Source organism: Streptomyces sp. S.PNR 29 (genome assembly GCF_030386795.1).
In the GTDB taxonomy this organism is placed as follows: domain Bacteria; phylum Actinomycetota; class Actinomycetes; order Streptomycetales; family Streptomycetaceae; genus Streptomyces.
Genome location: NZ_JANUQM010000014.1, coordinates 248924 through 273009 on the forward strand (window position 1 = coordinate 248924; position 24086 = coordinate 273009).

At 72.0% G+C, this 24086-nt stretch carries 18 protein-coding genes; 11 read left to right on the forward strand and 7 right to left on the reverse strand.

Going from position 1 to position 24086, the window contains the following annotated elements:
* Positions 1–42 precede the first annotated feature (42 nt).
* Positions 43–690, reverse strand: a complete 648-nt coding sequence (locus NW895_RS32785; protein ID WP_289940300.1) for a hypothetical protein — start codon at positions 688–690, stop codon at positions 43–45.
* A 341-nt stretch (positions 691–1031) separates the two neighbouring features.
* Here NW895_RS32785 and NW895_RS32790 point away from each other — a divergent pair, with 341 nt between their 5' ends.
* Complete coding sequence (locus NW895_RS32790; RefSeq protein ID WP_289940301.1) at positions 1032–2738, forward strand: sigma-70 family RNA polymerase sigma factor; 1707 nt, start codon at positions 1032–1034, stop codon at positions 2736–2738.
* Here NW895_RS32790 and NW895_RS32795 read toward each other — a convergent pair.
* Entirely contained in the window at positions 2683–3444 is a 762-nt protein-coding gene (locus tag NW895_RS32795; protein ID WP_289940303.1) for a glycerophosphodiester phosphodiesterase, read from the reverse strand. The genes NW895_RS32790 and NW895_RS32795 overlap by 56 nt on opposite strands.
* A gap of 17 nt (positions 3445–3461) precedes the next feature.
* Positions 3462–4523: an adenosine deaminase gene (locus NW895_RS32800; protein WP_289940304.1), complete on the reverse strand. Its 1062-nt coding sequence runs from the start codon at positions 4521–4523 to the stop codon at positions 3462–3464.
* Positions 4524–4875: 352 nt separating this feature from the next.
* Between NW895_RS32800 and NW895_RS32805 the strand changes: the two genes are divergently transcribed.
* Positions 4876–5586, forward strand: coding sequence for a DUF4190 domain-containing protein (locus NW895_RS32805; RefSeq protein WP_289940305.1), 711 nt, complete (start codon positions 4876–4878; stop codon positions 5584–5586).
* Between the two features lie 130 nt (positions 5587–5716).
* Positions 5717–6172: a DUF4190 domain-containing protein gene (locus NW895_RS32810; RefSeq protein ID WP_289940306.1), complete on the forward strand. Its 456-nt coding sequence runs from the start codon at positions 5717–5719 to the stop codon at positions 6170–6172.
* A gap of 50 nt (positions 6173–6222) precedes the next feature.
* Here the strand turns inward: NW895_RS32810 and NW895_RS32815 are convergent, their stop codons facing one another.
* Positions 6223–6792: an NADAR family protein gene (locus tag NW895_RS32815; RefSeq protein ID WP_289940307.1), complete on the reverse strand. Its 570-nt coding sequence runs from the start codon at positions 6790–6792 to the stop codon at positions 6223–6225.
* Between the two features lie 289 nt (positions 6793–7081).
* Between NW895_RS32815 and NW895_RS32820 the strand changes: the two genes are divergently transcribed.
* From NW895_RS32820 to NW895_RS32840, 5 genes are read left to right on the forward strand one after another with little or no spacing between them, the layout of a single operon-like run.
* A complete protein-coding gene (locus NW895_RS32820; RefSeq protein ID WP_289940308.1) occupies positions 7082–8329 on the forward strand; it encodes a spermidine/putrescine ABC transporter substrate-binding protein in 1248 nt (415 codons plus the stop codon).
* A gap of 5 nt (positions 8330–8334) precedes the next feature.
* On the forward strand, positions 8335–9477 hold the full coding sequence (locus NW895_RS32825; protein WP_289940353.1) for an ABC transporter ATP-binding protein: 1143 nt from the start codon (positions 8335–8337) through the stop codon (positions 9475–9477).
* Entirely contained in the window at positions 9477–10400 is a 924-nt protein-coding gene (locus NW895_RS32830) for an ABC transporter permease (RefSeq protein WP_289940310.1), read from the forward strand. Before NW895_RS32825 ends, NW895_RS32830 begins: the two co-directional genes overlap by 1 nt.
* 1 nt (position 10401) lies before the next feature.
* The gene (locus tag NW895_RS32835; RefSeq protein ID WP_289940311.1) at positions 10402–11202 is read left to right on the forward strand and encodes an ABC transporter permease; all 801 of its coding nucleotides are present in this window, start codon (positions 10402–10404) and stop codon (positions 11200–11202) included.
* Between the two features lie 28 nt (positions 11203–11230).
* Positions 11231–12649: an FAD-dependent oxidoreductase gene (locus NW895_RS32840; protein ID WP_289940312.1), complete on the forward strand. Its 1419-nt coding sequence runs from the start codon at positions 11231–11233 to the stop codon at positions 12647–12649.
* 93 nt (positions 12650–12742) lie between these two features.
* Here NW895_RS32840 and NW895_RS32845 read toward each other — a convergent pair whose 3' ends face one another.
* Complete coding sequence (locus NW895_RS32845) at positions 12743–13570, reverse strand: phosphatase PAP2 family protein (RefSeq protein ID WP_289940313.1); 828 nt, start codon at positions 13568–13570, stop codon at positions 12743–12745.
* Between the two features lie 151 nt (positions 13571–13721).
* Positions 13722–15056: a 4-aminobutyrate--2-oxoglutarate transaminase gene (gabT, locus tag NW895_RS32850; RefSeq protein ID WP_289940315.1), complete on the reverse strand. Its 1335-nt coding sequence runs from the start codon at positions 15054–15056 to the stop codon at positions 13722–13724.
* A gap of 253 nt (positions 15057–15309) precedes the next feature.
* On the opposite strand from gabT, the gene NW895_RS32855 reads away from it, so the two are divergent.
* From NW895_RS32855 to NW895_RS32865, 3 genes are all read left to right on the forward strand, one after another.
* Complete coding sequence (locus NW895_RS32855) at positions 15310–17433, forward strand: ATP-binding protein (protein WP_289940316.1); 2124 nt, start codon at positions 15310–15312, stop codon at positions 17431–17433.
* Positions 17434–17545: 112 nt separating this feature from the next.
* Positions 17546–19168 (forward strand): PucR family transcriptional regulator, encoded by a 1623-nt coding sequence (locus tag NW895_RS32860; protein WP_289940317.1) that lies wholly within the window; start codon positions 17546–17548, stop codon positions 19166–19168.
* Between the two features lie 401 nt (positions 19169–19569).
* A complete protein-coding gene (locus NW895_RS32865) occupies positions 19570–21015 on the forward strand; it encodes an aldehyde dehydrogenase family protein (RefSeq protein ID WP_289940318.1) in 1446 nt (481 codons plus the stop codon).
* A gap of 119 nt (positions 21016–21134) precedes the next feature.
* Here NW895_RS32865 and NW895_RS32870 read toward each other — a convergent pair whose 3' ends face one another.
* Positions 21135–23972 (reverse strand): glycoside hydrolase family 3 C-terminal domain-containing protein, encoded by a 2838-nt coding sequence (locus NW895_RS32870; protein WP_289940320.1) that lies wholly within the window; start codon positions 23970–23972, stop codon positions 21135–21137.
* Positions 23973–24086 lie beyond the last annotated feature (114 nt).

The window sequence follows — 24086 nt, forward strand, 5'->3', positions numbered from 1 at the left end:
GCCCGATCCGTCCGGCGGCCGGATCGGTCGACGCGTGGGTGATCAGTCGGCGTTCTTCTGCCGAGCCGCACGGTCGAGCTCCCGGGTGAGCGCGTCCTCGCCCCGGCCGACCAGGATCTTCTCGATGCTGTGGTCGTCGTGCCGGGAGATCCGCTCGCCCTGGGCGAAGCCGTCGGTGCCGAGGACGCGCCCGCACCACTCCCCACGGCCCACCACGTGGTCGTCGAACGGTACGACCGCGCCCTCGCCGAGGGCCACCCAGCGGTCCTCCTCCCAGCGCAGGGCGAGGATGTAGGTGTGGCCGGGGACGACGCGCGGGGCGGCTCCGGTGAGCTCGTCGACGCGGGTGGCGCCGTCGGAGCGGAGGACCTTCCAGCCGGGGGCGACGTAGTCGACGGTGGAGCCGACCGCGGGGTGCGAACGGGCGCGGGAGGTGAAGGCGACGGCTTCCCGGGTCAGTTCGACGGTGCGCTCCAGCTGGTAGCGGTACGCGCCGGCGGGCAGCTCCTCGCGGTCGCTCTCCCGTTCCCGGACGGCGCGTCCCACGATCACGACATCGGCGTGGCGGACCCAGTCCCGTGCCGTCGCGGACGGATACCGCTGGACCGGGAGCCCGCAGCCGTTGACGGTGTCGAGGCCCCGCCAGCCGGTCAGCACGCCGGCGACGACGCCGACGGCGGCGAGAACCACGACGACCGGGCGGCCCAGCGCGTGAAGTAAGGAACTGTTGGAGCCTGTGAGGTTTCTGAACACCTGCTGATCTTGGTCCGGCGGTGATCGATCCGACGTGGTGGAAGCCACACCTCCGGCCACAGCAGTGTTACAGACCGAGGCGGCCTTCTGTTCTGCGTCCGGCCAGATCCCGGCGGAAAAAGTGTTATCCGGCCCGCCTTCACCCCGTCTCCCCTCCCGTCCCTCACGTCCCTCACACAGGGAGGCGCCTTCATGTACCGCCCGTACCGGGAACAGGCTGTGATCCCCGACATTGCCCACGGCACAGGCTCGGCTGAGAAGGTGCGGTAGGGCAGCAGGTGACCCAGGGGACCCCGGAGGGGACGTACGTGGACGAAAGGGCCGGGCGGCAGTGGCGCTCCACCATCGCGGCGGCGCAGGCCGGTGACCGGCAGGCGCTGGACGAGCTGGTCGCGGGCTGGCTGCCGCTGGTCTACAACGTCGTCGGCCGCGCCCTGAACGGCCACGCCGACGTCGACGACGTCGTCCAGGAGACCATGCTGCGCGCCGTCGGCAACCTGGGCTCGCTGCGCGATCCGGACAGCTTCCGGTCCTGGCTGGTGGCGATCGCCATGCGGCAGATCCGGGACCGGGCCCGGCGCAGGTCCCCGTCGGAACAGCTGGACGAGGGGACGGCCCGGGAGGCCGCCGACTTCGCCGAGCTCAGCGTGCTGCGGCTGCAGCTGGAGGGGCAGCGGCGCGAGGTCGCCGAGGCGGTGCGGTGGCTCGACGACGAGGACCGGCAGCTGCTGTCACTGTGGTGGCTGGAGGTCGCCGGCGAGCTGACCCGGCGTGAACTGGCGGCCGCCGTCGGCATCACCCGGCAGCACGCCGCCGTACGCGTCCAGCGGATGAAGGAGCGCCTGGAGACCGCCCGCGGCATCGTGCGCGCCCTCGACGGTGCCTGCCCCGAGCTGCGCGAGCTGACCGCCCGCTGGAACGGCCGCCCCGACTCGGTGTGGCGCAAGCGGCTGGCCCGGCACGTCCGGGGCTGCGCCTACTGCGGCGACACCCGCGAGTCCGTCGTACCGGCGGAGCGGCTCCTCGTCGGGATCGCGCTGGTCCCGGTCCCCGTCGGCTTCACGCTGTCACTGGCCTTCGGTGGCAAGACGGCCGTGGCCGCCACGTCGGCGGGCTGGTCCGCCAAGCTGCTCGGGGCGCTGACCAAGCCGGCCGTCGCGATGACGGCGGGCGCGACGATCGTCGCGGGCGGCGCGTACGTCGTGACGCAGACGCCCGACGCCCCGCCCCCGCGCGCGGCCGTCACCCCCACCGCGGCGACCTCTCCGGCCGCCCCGCCGCCACCGTCCGCGGAGCCCACGCCCACGCCGACCCCGACCCCGACCCCGACCCCGTCGCCCACGCCGAAGGCCGACCTGTACGGCACCGTCGTCGACGCCGTCGACCGGGCTCCGGACCCGAACGCGCGCCCCGCCGCCCTGCCGCACCGCCCCGAGTCCGGGATCACCAGCACCGGGGGCCCGATGGCCGTGATGCAGCACCGCGGGGAGAGCGTGACCCTGACCGGCCGGGGCTACGTGCTGGTGCGCTGGCAGATCTCGCCCAAGTACCGGCCCGGCGCCGTGGTCATGCCGGCCTGGACCGGCCTGAAGGGCAAGCTCTTCCACGTCGCCTCCGGCGGTGGCCGCCGTATGGACGACCCTCTCCAGGGCAGCCCCGGCGGCTACGCGACCGGTATGGGCGGCCCGGACATCGGCTGGGCCGTCCTGCCGTCCGGCACCCAGCAGATGTGGCAGAACGAGTACTTCTACCTCGACGGCACCGTCACCCTCATCCAGAACGAACGCGGCTGCGACTACGGCATCACCGTCTTCCCGTCGAGCTGGGAGGCGGCGAACAAGGACGTCAACACCGGGCCCGACCAGGGCGCCATCCGCTACGGCCTGGTCCGCGACAACGGCGAGGACACCGCCCCCGTGCCGCAGTACGTCACCCGCGGGACTCCGGCCGATCCCGCGACGGTGCCTCAGCGTTCCCGCGTGTAGCGCTGCCGCGTACGGCGGTTCCGCGCAGCGCGGTGAGCGTGTCGATGCGGTTGGTGGTGATCGAGTCGACCCCGGCACCGAGGAGGCGGCGCATCGAGCGGCGGGTGTCGGGGGTCCACACGGACAGCAGGTAGCCGTCGCGGTGGACCCGGTCGGCGATGGCCGCGTCCACCAGTCCGAAGCGGTAGTTGAGCCACCGCGGCCGCACCGCGTCCAGCAGCGCGGGCCGCGGCGGCGCCAGCGTCGTCCAGGTCAGCGCGATCTCGGCGGCCGGGTCGGCGGCGCGCACGGCGAGCATGGCGGCGGCGCCCGCGCAGTAGTACACGCGGTCCTGCGCCCCGCACTCGCGTACGACGTCCACAACCCGGCGGACCGCCCGCAGGCCGGGGCTGCCGGGCAGGTCCAGCATGACGCGGCTGCCGTCGGTCGCGGTCAGCGCCTCGGCGAGCGTCGGCACCCGGCCGTCCGTCAGCCCGCGCACCTCGGCCGCCGACAGCGCGAGCAGCGGACGGTCCTGTTCCCACAGCCGCTTCAGCGTCTCGTCGTGCAGCAGCACGGGCACGCCGTCCCGGGTGAGCCGTACGTCGATCTCGACCGCGTCCGCGCCCAGGGCGAGCGCGGAACGCAGCGAGTCGATCGTGTTCTCACGAACGCGGTAGGGGTCGCCGCGGTGGGCGACGGCGGTCACGGTGCGCGGGGTGGTCATGGCGTGTCCCGTGGGTGTCAGCGGGCGAGCCAGGCCGCGGTGTGGGCGTCGATCTCGTCCTTGATCCTGGCCTTGCCCGGCTCGTCGAGGAAGGACGCCTCGACCGCGTTCTTGGCCAGCTCGGCCAGACCCCGCTCGTCGAGGTCGAGCAGGCGGGCGGCGACCGCGTACTCGTTGTTCAGGTCGGTGCCGAACATCGGCGGGTCGTCGGAGTTGACGGTGACGAGGATCCCCGCCTTCACGAACTCCTTGACGGGGTGCTCGTCGAGCGTGCGGACCGCGCGCGTGGCGATGTTCGACGTCGGGCACACCTCCAGCGGGATCCGGTGCTCGGCGAGGTGCGCGAGCAGCTTCGGGTCCTGCGCGGAGCTGGTGCCGTGCCCGATGCGCTCGGCGCGCAGGTGGGTGAGGGCGTCCCACACCGTCTCCGGGCCGGTGGTCTCGCCGGCGTGCGGCACGGAGTGCAGTCCGGCGGCGATGGCCTGGTCGAAGTACGGCTTGAACTGCGGCCGCGGCACACCGATCTCGGGCCCGCCGAGCCCGAACGAGACCAGACCCTCGGGACGCAGCCGGTCGTCGGTGGCGAGCCGGACGGTCTCCTCGGCCGACACCAGCCCGGCCTCGCCGGGAATGTCGAAGCACCAGCGCAGCACGGTCCCGAACTCGGCCTCGGCCGACTTGCGGGCGTCCTCGATCGCGTCCATGAAGGCGCGCGCGTCGATGCCGCGGCGGGTGGAGGAGTACGGGGTGATGGTCAGTTCGGCGTAGCGCACCTGCTGCCGGGCCAGTTCACGGGCCACCTCGTACGTCAGCAGGCGGACGTCCTCCGGGGTGCGGATCAGGTCGACGACGGACAGGTACACCTCGACGAAGTGGGCGAAGTCCGTGAACGTGAAGTAGTCGGCCAGGGCCTCGGGGTCGGTGGGGACCTTGGAGTCGGGGTGGCGGGCCGCCAGCTCCGAGACGATCCGGGGGGAGGCGGAACCGACGTGGTGCACGTGCAGTTCGGCCTTGGGCAGCGAGGCGATGAAGTCCCGCAGATCGCGCGGGGCACGTGCGTCGACGAGGTGCTCGGTCAAGGGTTCCTCCCCGGAACGGCGTCCCCGGACCGTGCGGACGGCGGGACGCGGGTGATCGGCTGATCGATGACTCCGGGTCATCGTAGGCGGTGGAGGAGGCGGGGTGAGGCGGCTGGGGGAAGGGTCCGGGGAGCCCCGCCGGGGAGGGGGCGGTGCGGGGCGGGGGCCACGCCGGCCTCGCCGGGTGAGGAGGCGTGGAGTGCGGGTCATGCCGGCCTCGTGGGTGCGGAGGCGTGGGGGTCGGAGCGCGGGCCGGGCGCGGGACGGTGGGGCAGGTGGCGTGGGACCGGCGGTGGTGGGTGGCGAGGGAGGTCGTAGCATGGCGGCACGATCGATCCAGGGGGGACGCGACATGACGGACGCAGCGCAGCCGGGCGGGGACACCGCGGGCGGCCACGACCCTTGGGCGCCCCCCGAGAGCAGGACGTCGCTGGAGAAGGGCCACGGCCCCGCCGCGGGTCAGCCGCCCCAGGTTCCGGGGCAGCCGCCTGCCGCCGGTGGGCCGCCCGCGCAGCAGCCGCCGTCCGTGCACGACCAGGCCACGATCGCCTCGATGCCGGCCACCGGGTTCGGCGCACCCGGCTACGCCCCGCCCGGCGGGGCCGCTCCGTTCGACGGCTCAGGGGCCGCGGTGCCGCCCCCGCCCGTCGCGCCCAACGGCCCCGGCGCTCCCGGCGGATACGGCTACCCCGGCTATCCGCAGGGCTACGGCTGGCCCGGTATGCCCATGCAGCCGCAGAACGGCATGGGCATCGCGGCGATGGTGCTGGGCATCCTCTCCTGCTGCCTGTTCTGCCTGTACGGCGTGGTCTCGGTCGTGCTCGGCATCCTCGCCGTGGTCTTCGGGATCAAGGGCCGCAAGAAGGCCGAGCAGGGCCAGGCCGACAACCACGGCCAGGCCCAGGCCGGCCTCATCATGGGCGTCATCGGCATCGTCCTCGGCGTCGCGGTGATCGTCCTGATCGCCGTCGGCATCACGGCCGCCATCAACAGCGACCAGTCGGACGAGGACCCGTCCTACGGTGCCCTCGGCCCGTCGGTCACCGTCCTCGCCGACCGCTGAACCCGTCGGGCGTCAACCTCCCGCACACCCTCCACACAGCACATCCCCGCAGGCCTCCGCAAAAGGGCCCCCTCCATGGCGAACAGGGCCATTACGATGCCTTGACTGTCAACGGAGGGGAGATCGTTTCATGTCCGCCACCAATCCGCCGCCCGGCGGTTTCGGCCCGCCGTCCCAGCCCCCGCAGCAGCCTGCGCCGGGGTACGGCTACCCGCAGTCCGGCCCGGGGTACGGCTATCCGTCGGGTCCCGCGCACCCCGCCACGCCTCCCGCGGCCTACCCGCAGACGCCCGGCTACGCGATGCCCACGCAGCCGAGCAACGGCATGGGGACCACCGGACTGGTGCTGGGCATCATCGGCGTGGTGTGCAGCCTGACGTTCTTCCTGTGGTTCTTCGGCGTCGTCCTGGGCATCCTCGCGATCATCTTCGGCGCCATCGGCCGGGGGAAGGCGAACCGCGGCGAAGCCACCAACAAGGGCGCGGCGACCGCCGGTCTCGTCTGCGGCATCGTGGCCACCGTGCTCCTGCCGCTGCTGGGTTTCGTGCTCTTCGCGAGCATCATGGGCGGACTCGGCGCGGCCTGAACGGGGCTCCGCTCGGCCACAGGGGGCCGGTCCGGGGACCGGCCCCTCGTTCATCCCGCCCGCAGCCGTCTCCGCGCCTCCATCAACGCGAACCCCAGCAGGTTCGGCCCCCGCCACCGCTCCGGGTCCGCCGCCGCCTCGTCGTCCGCGGCCAGACCGATGCCCCACACCCGGTCCACCGGACTCGCCTCCACCAGCACCCTCTCGCCCGTGTTCAGCAGGAACTCCCGCAGCTCCGCATGCGCGGCGAACTTGTGGACGCTGCCCTCGACGACGATCCGGAAGCGCTCCCGCTCCCACAGGGGCTCCTCGAAGCCGCGCACCAGCCGCCCGGCTCTCTTGGCGAGCGCGGGACTCGGCGCCGACACGGCCCTCTCCTCCGCCTCCGCGTCACCGAACCGCCGGGCCTTGCCCGCCATCATCCAGTGCTCCGCGGTCGCGTACTCCACCCCGTCCACCGTGAACGGCGACGGCCACCACTGGCTCAGGCAGCTCGCCCCGATCCGGCCGTCGGGCCGCGGCCGGTGTCCCCAGAAGTGCAGGTACTCGACGCGTGCCCCGGCACGGACCGCCCTGATCAGCGCGTCCCGCGTATCGATCGCCCCCGTGATCTCCACCATGCCCGCGAGTCTGGCACGCACCACTGACAACGGGTCCTGTCTTTTTCAGGCCCGCTCGACACCAGGTCGACAGATTCCGTCGCGTAACCAAAAGGCAACAACGGAATCCCTTGTTGGAGTGCCGTTGCTCTGTCAGGATCGGCACCCAAATCGAGCTGGAGCTACGCCACCCGCCTACTCGGGCGTGGCGGGGAAGGACTGGCACCGCACGATCTTCGGGGACCGGCAGTAGTTGTGACGACAGGCCGCCGACCACGGCCGACAACCTTCCCGAAAGGGCACCACGCGCATGGAGCAGTACGAGCCCGACCGCCTGTCGCCGGTCCAACTGGCCGCGACGCGGCGTAGTTTCCGAAACGGCAGGGCCGCCCTGACCCGCCGTTCTCTGCTGCGCGCCTCCGCGGGCGGCGCCCTCGCGCTCGGCGGACTCGGCACGCTGAGCGCCTGCGGCATCCCCGCGGCGGCCACGTCGCAGGGCGGCGTCCCGGCGGAGGACCACTCGGCGAAGGAGAAGGTCGTCGACTTCTCCAACTGGACCGAGTACATGGACGTCGACGACAGCGGCAAGCACCACCCGACGCTGGACGCGTTCACCCGGCGGACCGGAATCAAGGTCAAGTACACCGAGGACATCAACGACAACAACGAGTTCTTCGGCAAGATCAAGCCGCAGCTCGCCGCGGGCCAGGACACCGGCCGTGACCTCATCGTCCTCACCGACTGGCTGGCCGGGCGCCTCATCCGTCTCGGGTGGGTCCAGAAACTGGACCCGAGCAACCTGCCGCACGCCTTCGCCAACCTGTCGCAGCAGTTCCGCAGCCCCGACTGGGACCCGGGCCGGGCCTACTCGTACCCCTGGCAGGGCATCTCCACCGTCATCGCCTACAACAAGAAGGCGCTGGACGGCATCGAGGTGACATCGGTCTCCGACATGCTCGACAACCCCGGGCTCAAGGGCCGCGTCGGCTTTCTCACCGAGATGCGCGACACCATCGGCATGACCCTGCTCGACATGGGCAAGGACCCGGCCGCCTTCACCGACGACGACTACGACGCGGCCGTCGCCCGCCTCCAGAAGGCCGTCGACAAGGGCCAGATCCGCCGCTTCACCGGCAACGACTACACCTCCGACCTCGCCAAGGGCGACTTCGCGGCCTGCATCGCCTGGGCCGGTGACGTCGTCCAGCTGAAGGCGGACAGCCCGGACGTCGACTTCGTCATCCCGGACAGCGGCTACCTGACGTCCAGCGACAACCTGCTCATCCCCAACAAGGCCCGGCACAAGACGAACGCCGAGCGGCTCATCGACTACTACTACGAGCCGGAACCCGCGGCCGAGCTCGCCGCCTACATCAACTACGTCTGTCCCGTGGACGGCGTGAAGGAAGAGCTTGCGAAGATCGACAAGGATGCGGCGAACAACCCGCTGATCATCCCCGACAAGGCCATGCAGGCGAAGTCCCATGCCTTCCGCTCGCTGAGCTCGAAGGAAGAGACCGCCTACGAAGAGAAGTTCGCGAAGCTCACTGGGGCGTGACCACCATGACGAACGGCAACAGCGGCGACGTCCGCCTCTCCGGGATCAGCAAGACGTACGGCTCCTTCACCGCCGTACACCCCCTCGACCTGACCGTGCCGCAGGGCTCCTTCTTCGCGCTGCTCGGCGCCTCCGGCTGCGGCAAGACCACCACCCTGCGCATGATCGCCGGTCTGGAGGAACCCTCCTCGGGCACCGTCCACCTCGGCGGCCAGGACGTGACCGCCCTCCCGCCCTACAAGCGCCCGGTCAACACGGTCTTCCAGTCCTACGCCCTCTTCCCGCACCTCGACGTGTACGAGAACGTCGCCTTCGGCCTGCGCCGGCGCGGCATCAAGTCGGTGAAGAAGCAGGTCGAGGAGATGCTGGAGCTCGTCCAGCTCGGCGAACAGGCGCGCAAGAAGCCGCACCAGCTCTCCGGCGGCCAGCAGCAGCGCGTCGCCGTGGCCCGCGCGCTGATCAACCACCCCCAGGTGCTCCTGCTCGACGAGCCGCTCGGCGCCCTCGACCTCAAGCTGCGCCGCCAGATGCAGCTGGAGCTCAAACGCATCCAGACCGAGGTCGGCATCACCTTCGTCCACGTCACGCACGACCAGGAGGAGGCCATGACGATGGCCGACACGGTCGCCGTGATGAACGCCGGCCGCGTCGAGCAACTCGGCTCGCCCACCGACCTGTACGAGAACCCGCGGACGACGTTCGCCGCCAACTTCCTCGGCACGTCGAACCTGATCGAGGCCGAGGTCGACTCCCGGAGCGGCGAGGAGATCGTGCTGAAGGCGGGCGGCGGCAAACTCGTCCTCCCCGATGCTCGCTGTTCCGCGCCCACGACGACCGGTGGCAAGGTGCTGGTCGGCGTCCGCCCGGAGAAGATCACCCTCACGCACGCGGACGACGCGGGCGGGATACCCGAGGGCCGCAACCGCATCACCGGCAAGATCGCCGACTCCAGTTTCATCGGCGTCTCCACGCAGTACGTCGTCGACAGCCCGGTCTGCCCGGAGTTCGAGGTCTACGCCCAGAACATCGACCGGGACGCCCGTCTCGTGCCCGGCGCCGACGTGGTCCTGCACTGGAACCCGGCCCACACCTTCGGCCTGGACGCCGCACAGGACATCGACGCGGGGACCGAGGAAGAGGTCGCCTGATGGCCACGGTCACCGAAGCGCCCCCCTCGGCGCCCGCCCCCGAGAAGAAGCCCCCGCGGGGGCGCGGCCGCCGGACCCCGTACTGGCTCCTGCTCCCCGGCATCCTGTGGCTGCTGGTCTTCTTCGCGCTGCCGATGATCTACCAGGCCTCCACGTCCGTGCAGACGGGCTCCCTGGAGGAGGGCTACAAGGTCACCTGGCACTTCGCCACGTACTGGGACGCGCTGTCCGCCTACTGGCCGCAGTTCGTCCGCTCGGTCCTCTACGCCGCCGCCGCGACGATCCTGTGCCTGCTGCTCGGCTACCCGCTCGCGTATCTGATCGCCTTCCGCGCGGGCCGCTGGCGGAACCTGATCATGATCCTGGTGATCGCGCCGTTCTTCACCAGCTTCCTGATCCGCACGCTCGCCTGGAAGACGATCCTCGCGGACGGCGGCCCGGTCGTCGGCGCGCTGAACGCGCTGCACGTCCTCGACGTCACCAACTGGCTCGGCTGGACCTCCGGCGACCGCGTGCTGGCCACCCCGCTCGCGGTCGTCTGCGGACTGACCTACAACTTCCTGCCGTTCATGATCCTGCCGCTGTACACCTCCCTGGAGCGCATCGACGGACGGCTCCACGAGGCGGCGGGCGACCTGTACGCGAGGCCCTGGACCACCTTCCGGAAGGTGACCTTCCCGCTGTCGATGCCGGGTGTCGTCTCCGGCACGCTGCTCACCTTCATCCCGGCGGCCGGTGACTACGTCAACGCCGAACTCCTCGGCTCCACCGACACCCGCATGATCGGAAACGTCATCCAGACCCAGTTCCTGCGGGTCCTCGACTATCCGACGGCCGCGGCCCTCTCCTTCATCCTCATGGCCGCGATTCTCCTCATGGTCACCTTCTACATCCGCAGGTCCGGGACGGAGGAACTGGTCTGACATGTCCTTCGTCAACTGGCTCAAGCGACATCTCGTCGTCATCGCGGGACTGCTGACGCTCGCCTATCTCCTGCTGCCCAACGTCGTCGTGACGGTGTTCTCCTTCAACAAACCGAAGGGGCGCTTCAACTACGCATGGCAGCGGTTCTCCATGGACGGCTGGAAGGACCCGTGCGGCGTGGCCGACCTGTGCGGCTCACTGTCGATCAGCCTCCAGATCGCTTTCTGGGCGACCCTCGGCGCCACCCTGCTCGGCACGATGATCGCCTTCGCGCTGGTCCGCTACCGCTTCCGCGCGCGGGGTGCGGTCAACTCGCTGATCTTCCTGCCGATGGCGATGCCCGAGGTCGTCATGGCGGCCTCGCTGCTCACCCTGTTCCTCAACATGGGCGTACAGCTGGGCTTCTGGACGATCCTCATCGCCCACATCATGTTCTGCCTCAGCTTCGTCGTGACGGCCGTCAAGGCGCGGGTGATGTCGATGGACCCGAGGCTGGAGCAGGCGGCGCAGGACCTCTACGCGGGCCCGTTCCAGACGTTCCTCCGGGTGACACTGCCGATCGCGGCACCAGGCATCGCGGCGGGCGCGCTGCTCGCCTTCGCGCTCTCCTTCGACGATTTCATCATCACGAATTTCAACGCCGGTTCCACCGTCACCTTCCCCATGTTCGTCTGGGGCTCCGCGCAGCGCGGCACGCCCGTCCAGATCAATGTCATCGGTACGGCCATGTTCCTCGTCGCCGTGCTGTTCGTCCTCACCTCCATGGTCATCGGCAACCGCCGGAACAGACCCAAGGCATAACGCTGACGCTCTGTAGGGAGTTGACATCATGGCCCCGAGCGCCATGAACCGTTGGACCTCATCACTCGCCGACGCCCAGCCGGTCCCGTACTGGCTGGAGGACCCCGGCAGGCCCCGCCCCGAGCCCGCCCTCACCACCTCCGAGACCTGCGACCTGCTGGTCGTCGGCGGCGGCTACAGCGGGCTGTGGACCGCGCTGGTCGCCAAGGAGCGCGACCCGCGACGTGACGTGGTACTGCTCGAAGGCCGCGAGGTGGGCTGGGCCGCCTCGGGCCGCAACGGCGGCTTCTGCGCCGCCTCCCTCACCCACGGCCTGCCCAACGGCCTCACCCGCTGGCCGGACGAGATCCACCGGCTCCAGGAGCTGGGCGCCCGCAACCTCGACGAGATCGAGGCCGCGGTCGCCCGGCACGGCATCGACTGCGACTTCGAACGCACCGGCGAGATCGACGTCGCCACCGAGACGTACCAGGCCTGGGAACTCCGGGACTGGTACGAGGAGATGGAGCGCCGGGGCCTCGCCGACGGCGTGGAGTTCCTGGACACGGACGCCGTACGCGAACAGGTCCGCTCACCGACCTTCCAGGCAGGCCTGTACGACCGCAGGGGCGTGGCCATGCTCCACCCGGCGAAGCTCGCCTGGGGCCTGAAGCGGGCCTGCGTGCGGCTCGGCGTGCGCGTCTACGAGCACACCCCCGCCCTCACCCTGAAGCCCTACGGCGCCGGCATGGCCGTACGCACCCCCTACGGCCAGGTCCGTGCCCGCAAGGTGGCGCTCGGCACCAACATCTTCCCGAACCTGGTCCGACGCGTCCGGGCCTACACCGTCCCCGTCTACGACTACGCCCTGATGACCGAGCCGCTCCCCGACGACCGGCTGGCGTCGATCGGCTGGAAGAACCGGCAGGGACTCGGCGACAGCGCGAACCAGTTCCACTACTTCCGCCTGACCGCCGACAACCGCATCCTCTGGGGCGGCTACGACGCGATCTACCCGTACGGCGGCCGGGTGCGCGCCGAGTACGACGACCGCCCGGAGACGTACGCCAAGCTCGCCGGGCACTTCTTCACCTGCTTCCCGCAGCTGGAGGGCGTCCGCTTCACGCACGCGTGGGGCGGCGCCATCGACACCTGCTCCCGCTTCTCGGCGTTCTTCGGCACCGCCCACCACGGGAAGGTCGCCTACGCGGCCGGATACACGGGTCTCGGTGTGGGCGCGACCCGGTTCGGCGCCGAGGTGATGCTGGACCTGCTGGCCGGCGAGCGCACGGAACGCACATCGCTGGAGATGGTGCGCAAGAAGCCCCTGCCCTTCCCGCCCGAGCCCTTCGCCTGGACCGGTATCGCCCTCACCAAGTGGTCGCTGGCCCGCGCGGACGCACACGCCGGCCGCCGCAACCTGTGGCTGCGCACGATGGACCGGCTGGGGCTGGGCTTCGACAGCTGAGCCCGGCCGGCTGCTCCCGCCGGGCGCTGCTCGAACCGGCGATGCACGAGGCGGCGGCGGTCCTGGCCGCGGCGGAGGAGGGGGTGACGACTCCTACGGCTGCTGCGGCCGGGACGGCTGCTTCGGCTGCGTGGCGACCGTCCGGCCGAGGAACAGGAGGAACCCGGTCAGCAGCGCCGTACACAGGCACCAGCTGGCCGCGACGTCCAGCGGCCAGTGGTAGCCGCGGCGGACCAGGCCGAAGCCCACGCCCAGGTTGACGGCGGCGCAGAGCACGGCCAGGGCGCGGCGGGCGAGGGCGGTGCGCAGCCAGGGGAGGAGCAGCAGGGTCGCGGCCCCGTAGGCGACGGCGGCCGTGGCGGTGTGGCCGGAGGGGTAGTAGCCGGTGCCGGGCGGCACGACCGGAGTGCCCGGGCGGTCGGTGAGTTCCTTGAGGGGGACGACCAGCGCCGGGACGAGGGCCATCGTCAGGGCCGCCGCGGCGGCCGGCAGCCACCAGCGGTCCGTACCACTGCGCCGGGTCCGCCAGGCGACGTACACCAGCGCCACGACCAGCACCGGCAGGGCGGCCTGGACGTTGCCCAGGTCGGCGAGGAGTTCGGAGAGACGGTCCGGGTGGACCAGGGCGCGACTGACGCGTTCGTCCACGCCCACCAGCAGGCCGTCGGTGACGACCTGCCAGGTGAACAGCGCGAAGAGCAGGGCCGGAAGCCCGAGAAGGAGGAAGAGGGAGGTCGGCCGCCCCGGAACAGGGGGGGTGATTCCGAGGCGGCCGACCGGACCGGAACGTCGCGCGCCCCGGGGGGTTTGGGGCGAGCGACCGTCCGATCGGTGAGGAGATCCAGAGCCGCAGGCTCCGGTTGTGTGCGCGAGGGCACGACCAGGTCGAAGCTGGGGAGGCCCCGGCCTGATGTCGCCCACAGTCCCCTGTGGGCGGGGTGTATCTCTCATCTGGTTAGAACCTACGACAGGGGGTGCGCGTGCGACAGATGGAAAGGCCTCCTGTCATCCACCTCGCACACCTTCTTCACACGCTCTGTCGCTCGCCGCGCCAGACGTGCACGCAACGGGCTCAGATGCGCGTGAAACCCTGCTCGATGATGTCGAGGCCCTCGTTCAGCAGGTCCTCGCCGATGACCAGCGGGGGCAGGAAACGGAGCACGTTGCCGTAGGTGCCACAGGTCAGGACCAGCAGGCCCTCCTGGTGGCAGGCCTTGGCCAGCGCGGCCGTGGCCTCGGGGTTCGGCTCCTTGGTGGCGCGGTCCTTGACCAGCTCGATGGCGATCATCGCGCCACGGCCGCGGACGTCGCCGATGAGGTCGAACTTCTCGGCCATGGCGGTGAGACGGGACTTCATCGTCGCCTCGATCGCCTTCGCCCGCGCGTTGAGGTCGAGCTCCTTCATCGTCTCGATCGCGCCGAGCGCGCCCGCGCAGGCGACCGGGTTGCCACCGTAGGTACCGCCGAGGCCGCCCGCGTGCGCGGCGTCCATGATCTCGGCGCGGCCGGTCACGGCAGCGAGCGGCAGGCCACCGGCGATGCCCTTCGCGGTCGTGATCAGGTCCGGGACGATCCCCTCGTCCTCACACGCGAACCACTGCCCCGTACGGCAGAAACCGGACTGGATCTCGTCGGCGACGAACACGATCCCGTGGTCGGAGGCAAACTTGCTGATCGCCGGCAGGAAGCCCTTCGCCGGCTCGATGAAGCCGCCCTCGCCCAGCACCGGCTCGACGATGATCGCGGCCACGTTCTCCGGACCGACCTGCTTGGTGATCTGGTCGATGGCCTGCGCGGCCGCCTCCGGACCCGCGTTCTCCGGGCCGGTCGGCCAGCGGTAGCCGTACGCCATCGGCATCCGGTACACCTCGGGCGCGAACGGCCCGAAGCCGTGCTTGTACGGCATGTTCTTGGCCGTCAGCGCCATCGTCAGGTTGGTCCGGCCGTGGTAGCCGTGATCGAAGACGACGACCGCCTGCCGCTTGGTGTACGCACGGGCGATCTTGACCGCGTTCTCGACGGCCTCGGCGCCGCTGTTGAACAGGGCCGACTTCTTGGCGTGGTCACCCGGCGTCAGCTCGGCCAGCGCCTCGGCGACGGCCACGTACCCCTCGTACGGCGTGACCATGAAACAGGTGTGGGTGAAGTCGGCGAGCTGCGCGCCGGCCCGGCGTACGACGGCCTCGGCGGAGGCTCCGACGGACGTCACGGCGATACCCGACCCGAAGTCGATGAGCCGGTTGCCGTCGACGTCCTCGATGATCCCGCCGCCCGCACGCGCCGTGAACACGGGCAGCACGGAGCCCACCCCCTGCGCGACCGCCGCGGTACGGCGGGCCTGCAGCTCCTGCGACTTCGGTCCGGGGATGGCGGTGACGACGCGGCGCTCCTGCGGAAGTGCGGTCATGCGGGGCTCCTGGGGTTGTGCGGAGGGGCGTTTTGCGGGACGTTGCCTTCTTTTCTCGCAGGCTAGGACGGACCGAGGGGGGTGGGCATGCTCCATGTGGGCGTTGTCCGCAGGGCCGGTTGTCCGTCGTGGACATAGCGTCGCGGTGATACCTGGGCGCGGGCCCGGCCGCGTAAACGGTGAACTCCCCAGGGTAGGGCGTTAGATTGACTCGCTGATGGTGGACGGAACGGCTGGTCAGGGGGCAAGGGCGATGGACAGCGACGGGAACCGGGACGCGCAGGGTACGCATGCGAATCCTGTGCCGCGTCCGGCGGGGCCGCCGGAGGTGCCCGCGGTGCCGCCGCGACCGACCCGGGCGCCCGGTGTGCCACCGCTGCCGGACGGGTCGGCGTTCCTGTCCTGGCTGCGCACGCCCCGGCCGGAGGCCCAGCCCGGCGTGTGGCGGTTCGGGCACCGGCCGCGGCCGGCGGAGGAGCCGGAGCGGATTGCGGGGCGGCAGCTGTTCAGCGGTGCAGTGATCGCCTTCCTCGTCGGCTGGCTGATCTGGTCCCTGCTGTGGAACGGCTACCTCGGCGGCTGGTGGCTGCTGCCCCTGTACGCGATGATCCCGGACTCGTGGGCCCAGCCCCACAGCTTCGCCGCCGTCGTGGTCGTGTACGCCTACTACGTGCTGGTCGCGCTGATCATCCTGGTCGGGGTCGGCCGGCTCGGCCGGTGGGGCGAGATCTGGCGCCGGTACGGCCCCACCGCCTGGCGTCGCGCCACGCCGGGCGACGCGCCGCCGCCCGCCCCCGAAGCCGACCCCGCCGAGTATCCGCAGCTCCGCGCCGCCGGGGCCGTCGACGCCGCCGAGCGGCTCGCCGCGGAGGCCCGTTCCGGGCTCATGCGGGACGTCGACCACGCCCGGATCACGCGTGCCTGGCAGGGCGTGCGCAGTGGCCGGCACAGCATGGCCGCCTTCACCAGTGCGGTGCTCAGCGAGGGTGCCGCCGCCTGCCTGCATCCCTCCGGAGCCCGTGACCTGCCCGGCCGGCAGGCCCGGCACGACCTGGTCACCGGTCAGGTGCGGCTCGGCACGACCGCCGACGACCCCCGCAACCCCTACGCCTACCGCGGCACCGGCCTCGCCCTCGGCCCCGACCTGCTCGGCACCTCCCTGCTCGCCGTCGGCCCGGCCGGCTCCGGCAAGACCAGCACCATCGTCAGGCCGCTCGCCGAGTCGCTGTGCCTGCACGCGCTCGCCGGACGGGCCGCCGTCGTCGTGGTCGGCGCGGCCGGCGCGGGGCTGGGCCCCACCGACGCCTACGACGTCGTCGTACGGGTCGGCAACCCCGAATCCGTGTACGACCTCGACCTGTACGGCGGGACGACCGACCCGGACGAGGCCGCCGCCGTCCTCGCCGAGGCCCTCGTCGGGGACCTCGCCGACCCGCACCCCGGCAGCGACAGCCGCCGGTCCACCACGGTCCTCGCGCAGCTGCTCGGGCCGTTCCGGGCGGTGCACGGGCGGTTCCCGTCCGTGCCGGAGCTGCGGCAGCTGCTGGACGGGGCGCCCGGACCGCTGGCCGCGCTGCGCAAGGGGCTGCAGGACACGGGGCAGGAGGCGCTGCTGCGGGAACTCGACGCGCGCGAGAGGCAGCTGGGGCATCCCGGTGACGTGGGCGGGGTGCTCGCCGACCGGGTGGCGCTGCTGGACCGGCCCGCCTTCGCGGGGTTCTTCGACACGTCAGGACAGTCGCGGCCCTTCTCGCTGAAGGCACTGGACCATCCGGTGCGGGTGCGCATCGACCTGCCCGAGCGCGGGCACGCGGACGCCTCGCGGATGCTGGCGCGGCTGGTGCTCGCGCAGTTCACGGCGAGCGTCGCGGTACGGGAGGACCGGTCGCTGTTCGCCTGCCTGATCCTGGACGACGCGACGGGCGTGGTGACGCCCGAGGCCGTACGGGGCATCCAGCGGCTGCGGTCCGCGGGCGCCGGTGCCGTGCTGACGCTGCGCACCCTGGACGACGTACCGAGGCCGCTGCGCGGGCCGCTGCTGGGGGCCACCGGGTGCCGGATGGCGCTGTCCGGGCTCACTCCGTGGGACGGTCAGGACTTCGCCGAGGTGTGGGGCAAGGAGTGGACCGAGGCACGCGACGTCACCGACCGTCAGATCATCGCCGAGACCCCCGCCGGCAAGGCCGTGCACATGCTGCGCCGGGTGATCACGGGGAAGGCGCCGACCGCGCGGGCGGTGACCGTGCGGCAGGTGGAGCGGGAGCGGTGGTCCGCGTCCGAACTGGCGCACGGGGTGCCGGCGGGGCACGCGGTGCTGTCGCTGACCGACGTCAAGGGGGAGCACGCGCCGCCGCTGCTGGTGGATCTGCGGGGTTGAGGTCTTCCCTGCCGGTGCGCGCGCGGGGACCGTACAGTGAGGCAGAATCGACACAGGCCGTTCATACATCGCGGCCAAAAGATCACAAAGATTACACAGACCTGAAGGCCTCATGCCCCCGACGCTCGCCTCGCTCGTCCACCACTCCGCGCTGAAGCTGACCGTGCGAGCGGGCGAGGACCGCCTCGATGTTCCGGTCCGCTGGGCGCACGTCAGCGAGCTGGCCGACCCCGTGCCGTACATGGAGGGCGGGGAGCTGCTGCTGATCACCGCGCTCAAGCTGGACGCGGAGGACTGGGAGGCGATGCGCCGCTATGTGAAGCGGCTGGTCGGAGCCGGTGTCGTCGGGCTCGGGTTCGCCGTCGGCGTCAATTACGAGGAGATCCCCGAGGCGCTGGTGGAGGCGGCGGAGGAGGCGGGGCTGCCGCTGCTGGAAGTGCCGCGCAGGACGCCGTTCCTCGCCATCAGCAAGGCCGTGTCCGCCGCGATCGCCGCCGACCAGTACCGGGCCGTGACGGCGGGGTTCGCCGCGCAGCGGGAGCTGACGAAGCAGGCACTGACGGTCGGGCCGGAGGGGCTGCTGGCCGCTCTGGCGTCGCAGGTCGACGGGTGGGCGGCGCTGTACGACGCCTCGGGCGCCGTCGTCGCCACGGCACCGGAGTGGGCGGGACGCCGGGCGGCGCGGCTCACGGCGGAGGTGGAGCGGCTGCGGGAGCGTCCGGCGCCGGCGTCGTCGGTCGTGGGCGGGCCCGAGACCGAGGACCGGGTGGAGCTGCATTCGCTGGGCACGGGCCGCAGGCCCCGCGCGGCGCTGGCCGTGGGCACGGCCGCGGCCCTCGGCACCGCCGAACGCTACGCCGTCCACTCGGCCATCGCCCTGCTGACGCTCACGACGGAACGGTCGCGGTCGCTGTACGCGGCCGAGCAGCGGATCGGTGCGGCCGTGCTGCGCATGCTGCTCGCCGGGGAGCCGGATCACGCGCGCGCGGTCGTCGGGGACCTGTACGGCGGTCTGCTGGACGCGCCCTTCCGGCTGATCGTCGCCGAGGCGGTGCCGGCGTCGTCCGCCCGCGTGTCGGCGGGCAGGCCCGCCGACACCGACGGCGATCCGCTCGGGGCCCTCGCCGAGGTCGTGGAGTCGGCGGCGGCCCGGGCCGGGGAGGCGGTGCTGGTGGTGCCGGAGGGGGAACGGCTGGTGGTGCTGGCCGCGGACGGGGGCGCCGCCGTCGCCGCGTGCGAGAAGTACGCGTCGGCGCTGGAGGCCGCGCGGGGCGCGAACGGGCGGGAGCCGGCTGCGGGCGGGGACGAGGACGCGCTGGTCGCCGGGTTGTCGGCGCCGTCCGGGCCCATCGCCGCGGCCGGCGCGTACAAGCAGGCCGAGCAGGCGCTGTCGGTGGCGCGGCGGCGGGGGCGGGTCCTCGTGGAGCACGAGCAGCTCGCGGCCGGTTCGGTGCTGCCGTTGCTCGCCGACGACGCGGTGCGGGCGTTCGCCGACGGGCTGCTGCGGGCGCTGCACGAGCATGACGCGACCGGGCGGGGCGATCTGGTGGCCTCGCTGCGGGCCTGGCTGTCCCGTCATGGGCAGTGGGACGCGGCGGCCGCGGACCTGGGGGTCCATCGGCACACGTTGCGGTACCGGATGCGGCGGGTGGAGGAGATCCTCGGGCGGTCGCTGGACGATCCGGATGTGCGGATGGAGCTGTGGCTGGCGTTGAAGGCGACGTCGGGGGAGTAGGCGGGCGGTGCTGGGGCCGGGGCCGGGGTGTCTCGCCCCCGCCGCCCCTACCCGTCCCGTCCCGGGGCGCTGCCCCGGACCCCACTGGGGGCTGCGCCCCCAGACCCCCGCTTCGGCCTGAACGGCCTCGTCCTCAAACGCCGGACGGGCTGGGTTTCTCAGCCCCTCCGGCGTTTGAGGAGCACGGGTCCGCGGGGTCGAAGGGGCGGAGCCCCTGGAGGACGGGACGGGTAGGGGCGGCGGGGGCGAAACCCTTCGGCCCGCACCCCGCCACCTCGCCAAACCGGCGCACCCCCACCCCCCACCACTCCACCCCGGACAAACGACCCCTGGCCACCCCGCGCCTACCGTGGACCCCGGCAACCCGAGAACACCCCAAAGTGGAAGGGCCGGAACCCGACATGACTTCCCCCCATGCCTTCTGGCTCGCCGGCCGCCAGGTCACCGGCGAGGACAGCTTCGACGTCACCTCGCCCTGGGACGGCCGCCTGGTCGGCAAGGTCGCCGTGCCGAGCGACGCCCAGGTCGAGGAGGCCGTGGCTGCCGCGTACGCCGTGCGGGACGAGTTCGCCGCGACCCCCGCCCACGTACGCGCCGCCGCCCTCGACCACGTCAGCCGGCGCCTGGCCGAACGCACCGAGGAGATCGCCCGCCTCATCTCCGCCGAGAACGGCAAGCCGGTCAAGTGGGCCAGGGGCGAGGTCGGCCGGGCCGTCTCCGTCTTCCGGTTCGCCGCCGAAGAGGCCCGGCGGTTCAACGGCGGCGAGGCCCAGCGGCTCGACACCGACGCCGGCGGTCAGGGGCGCCTCGCCTTCACCCGCCGCTTCCCCAAGGGCGTCGTGCTCGGCATCGCGCCCTTCAACTTCCCCCTCAACCTGTGCGCCCACAAGGTCGCCCCGGCCATCGCCGCCGGCGCGCCGATCATCCTCAAGCCCGCCCCCGCCACCCCGCTGTCCGGGCTCGTCATCGGCGAGCTGCTCGCCGAGACCGAGCTGCCCGCCGGATCCTGGAGCATCCTCCCGGTGGCCAACGACCGGATGCCCGCGCTCGTACAGGACGAGCGGCTGCCGGTCATCTCCTTCACCGGCTCCGAGAAGGTCGGCTACGCGATCATGGACTCGGTGCCGCGCAAGCACTGCACCCTGGAGCTGGGCGGCAACGGAGCGGCCGTCGTCCTCGCCGACTACGCGAGCGACGAGGACCTCGACCGGGCCGCGAACCGCATCGCCACCTTCTCCAACTACCAGGGCGGCCAGTCCTGTATCTCCGTGCAGCGCGTGATCGCCGACGCCTCCGTGTACGACCGTCTGCTGCCCCGTATCGTCGCCGCCGTCGAGGCCCAGGTCACCGGTGACCCGAACGACGACAGCACCGACGTCGGCCCGCTCATCAGCGAGGACGCCGCCAAGCGGGTCGAGGCGTGGGTGCAGGAGGCCGTCGACGCGGGGGCCGCGCTGCTCACCGGCGGCAAGCGAGACGGCGCCTCGTACGCGCCGACCGTCCTCGCCGACGTGCCGGCCGACGTCACCATCTCCTGCGAAGAGGTCTTCGGGCCCGTCCTCACCGTGCGCAAGGTGGACGGGGAGGCCGAGGCCTTCGCCGCCGTCAACGACTCGAAGTACGGCCTCCAGGCGGGGGTGTTCACCCACGACCTGCAGACCGCCTTCCGCGCCCACCGCGCCCTGGAGGTGGGCGGTGTCGTCATCGGCGACGTGCCCTCCTACCGCGCCGACCAGATGCCGTACGGCGGTGCCAAGCAGTCCGGCGTGGGCCGGGAGGGCGTGAAGTTCGCCATGGAGGACTACACGTACGAGCGGGTGATGGTGCTGACCGGTCTCGCCCTCTGACCGGCCGCACACCCAGCCCTAGCTAATGGGAACCATTTTCATGTAGGGTTCTCGAAGAGGCCCGGCACCGATGCCTTCCGGTGCCGGGCCCCTTCTTTCCGTCGGCCTGGTCCGGACCCTCAACCGGAGAAGCCGACGCGCGCGAGCCGCAGTGGGCCGCGCAGCCTGAGGTGCACGTCGTGCACGCCGCCGGCGACCATCCCGGTGCCGAGCGTGGTGTAGTCGTACGGGCCGGAGGTGGGCGCCTCGGGCCTCAGTACGGCGAGCGTGGGGCCGCCGTCCAGGGACAGCTCGACGCTGCCCTCACCCGCCACCTCCACGGTCACCTCCGTCACACCGGCCCCGAAGTCGCAGGCCCGGTAGACCAGTTCCCCGGACGTGCCGGCCACCGGAGTCACCGCGTCCCCCGACACCTTCGTGCGGTCGACGATCTCGGTTCCGCTCTGCTCGTCGAAGTCGGCCGCCGCCAGCCCGCGCCGGACGACCGGGCGCGGCGCGACCGGCTCGCCGTCGAGCGTCACCGTCGTCCGCAGGCGCACGTCCTCGCTGGAGGCCCCGGCCAGCAGGGCGTACGGTCCCGGCTCCAGGCGCCACCGGCCATGCGCCACGTCCCAGAACTCGAAGGCGGAGAGGGGGAGGGTGAAGGAGAGGCCGGTCCGCTCGCCGGGAGCGAGCGTGACGCGTCGGTGTGCCACCAGCTCGCGGCGCGGGCGCGGCACCGACGGCTCCAGGGCCTGGATGTAGAGCTGGGCCACCTCGTCGGCCGTGACGTCGCCGGTATTGGTGACGGTGAAGGAGACGCGCACCGTCCCGTCCGCCACCCGGGCCTGAAGGTCGCCGTAGGAGAAGGACGCGTAGGACAGGCCGTGCCCGAAGGGGAACAGGGGCGTGCCCTCGAAGTACAGGTAGGTCTGGCGGCTGCCGATCACGTCGTAGTCGAGGAGGCCGGGCAGGTCGGTGTCGTCGGCGTACCAGGTCTGCGGGAGCCGGCCGGCGGGGGAGACATCACCGGCGAGGACGCGCGCCAGGGCGGTGCCCGCGGCCTGTCCGCCGTGCGCGGTCCACAGCACGGCCGGAAGGTCCGCCGGTTCGACCGCGTACGGGTAGGCGGAGACCAGCGCCAGTACCGTGTTCGGGTTCGCGGCGCGGGCGGCGCGCAGCAGGCGCTCCTGGTGGGCGGGCAGCCGCAGTGTGGTGCGGTCCTCGGTCTCGCGGCCGTTGATGTGCGGGTCGTTGCCCGCGACCACCAGGACCACGTCGGCCTGCTCCGCGACGCGGGTCACCGCGTCCTCGCCGCTCTCGACGACGACGAGCTCGAAAACGTGCGGGTCCTCCTCGGCAACCTTTACGCCGTCGGCCGCGACACACACGGGATGTCCCGTGCCGATGTGCCTGAGGAGGTGGCCGCTCCCATGGGGTTCCAGACGGAAGGTCTCCTGGACGATCCAGCCTCCGGGCTGGTCGGCGGAGGCGCGTACGCAGCCGTCCTCGGCGACCGACAGATAGCGGCCGTCGGGTGCGCGCAGGGTCAGCACGCCCTCACCCCAGTCGACGAGCGCGAACTCGGTGCCGGCGGCGTCGGTGGTGAGCGGGGGCAGGTCGGTCCGTCCGGCGAGCAGGGCCGGATCGAGGGCACCTTCTGCGCCGCGCACCTCGTCCGCGGCGTCTCCGGCCGCCGGTACATGCAGGAACGTGCCGGCGCCGGTCTTGAGGAGCACCCGGTCCACGCCCTCCGCGAACTGGACGCGCTCGGCGCCGAACCGCTCGTACAGGCCCTCCAGCGGGGTCGAGCGGTGGATGAGCGTGCCGCTGTACCAGTCGAGCTTGCACTCGTCGGCGAGCAGGCCGACGACGGCGACGCGGGTGTCGGGGGCGAGGGGGAGGAGACCGTCGTTCTTCAGCAGGACGATCGCCTGCTCGGCGGCCTCCCGCGCGAGCGCGCGGTGTGCCGGGGTGTCGAAGTCCTTGGTGCCGGCGTGCGGGTCGTAGTGCGGGTCGAACTCGCCGAGGCGGAAGCGGACCGACAGCTGGCGGCGGACGGCGGTGTCGATGTCGGCCTCGGTGAGCAGGCCCCGGTCGAGGGCCCTCCTGACGCGTCCGGTCATCTGCGAGCTGTCCGTGCCGTGGTCGGTGAAGCTGTCCACGCCGGCCCGGAGCGAGGCCGCGGTCGCCTCCTCGTGGGTCTCGTAGTAGTGCTCGGAGTCGACCAGGTTGGAGGGGGCGCCCGCGTCCGAGCAGACCAGCAGGTCCTCGTCGGTCCAGGCGCGCAGGTGCTCCCTCAGATAGGGCGAGACGTGGTTGGGGCGGCCGTTGACGAGGTTGTACGCCGGCATGACCCCGGCCACCGCGCCCGCCTCCACCGTCTCGCGGAAGGCGCGCAGGTCGTACTCGTGCAGCACGCGCGGGCGGACCGAACTCGACGAGGTGGCCCGGTCCGTCTCGTTGTTGTGTGCCAGCCAGTGCTTGAGGACGGGCGCCGTACGCCAGTACGTCGGGTGGTCGCCGCGCAGGCCGCGGGTGTACGCGGTGGCGATGGCCGACGTCAGCTTCGGGTCCTCGGAGTAGCCCTCCTCGTTGCGGCCCCACAGGGGGTGGCGCAGCAGGTTCACGGTCGGGGACCAGACATTGAGGCCGACGCGGTCGTCGCGGGCGCGCATCGCGCGCACCTCCTTGGAGACCGCCTCGCCGACCCGCCGTACGAGGTCCTCGTTCCAGGTGGCGCCGAGGCCGACCGCCTGCGGGAAGACCGTCGCCGGGCCCATCCAGGCCACGCCGTGCAGGGCCTCCTGGCCGGTGCGGAAGGCGGCGATGCCGAGCCGCTCGACGGCGGGGGTGAACTGGTGCAGGAATCCGGTCTTCTCGTCGAGCGTGAGCCGCGACAGCAGGTCGTCGATGCGCTTCGCGAACGGCAGGTGCGGATCGCGGAACGGCGGAGTGGGTGGCGTGTGTGCGGTCACGTGGAGATCCCTTTGCGATGGAGCGACGAGGCGCTTTCGAAGCGCTTCGATGCTCATTCGACACCGGGGTGGGTGTCAAGACACTCCGACGCAACTGGTCCGACTCCTCACGGC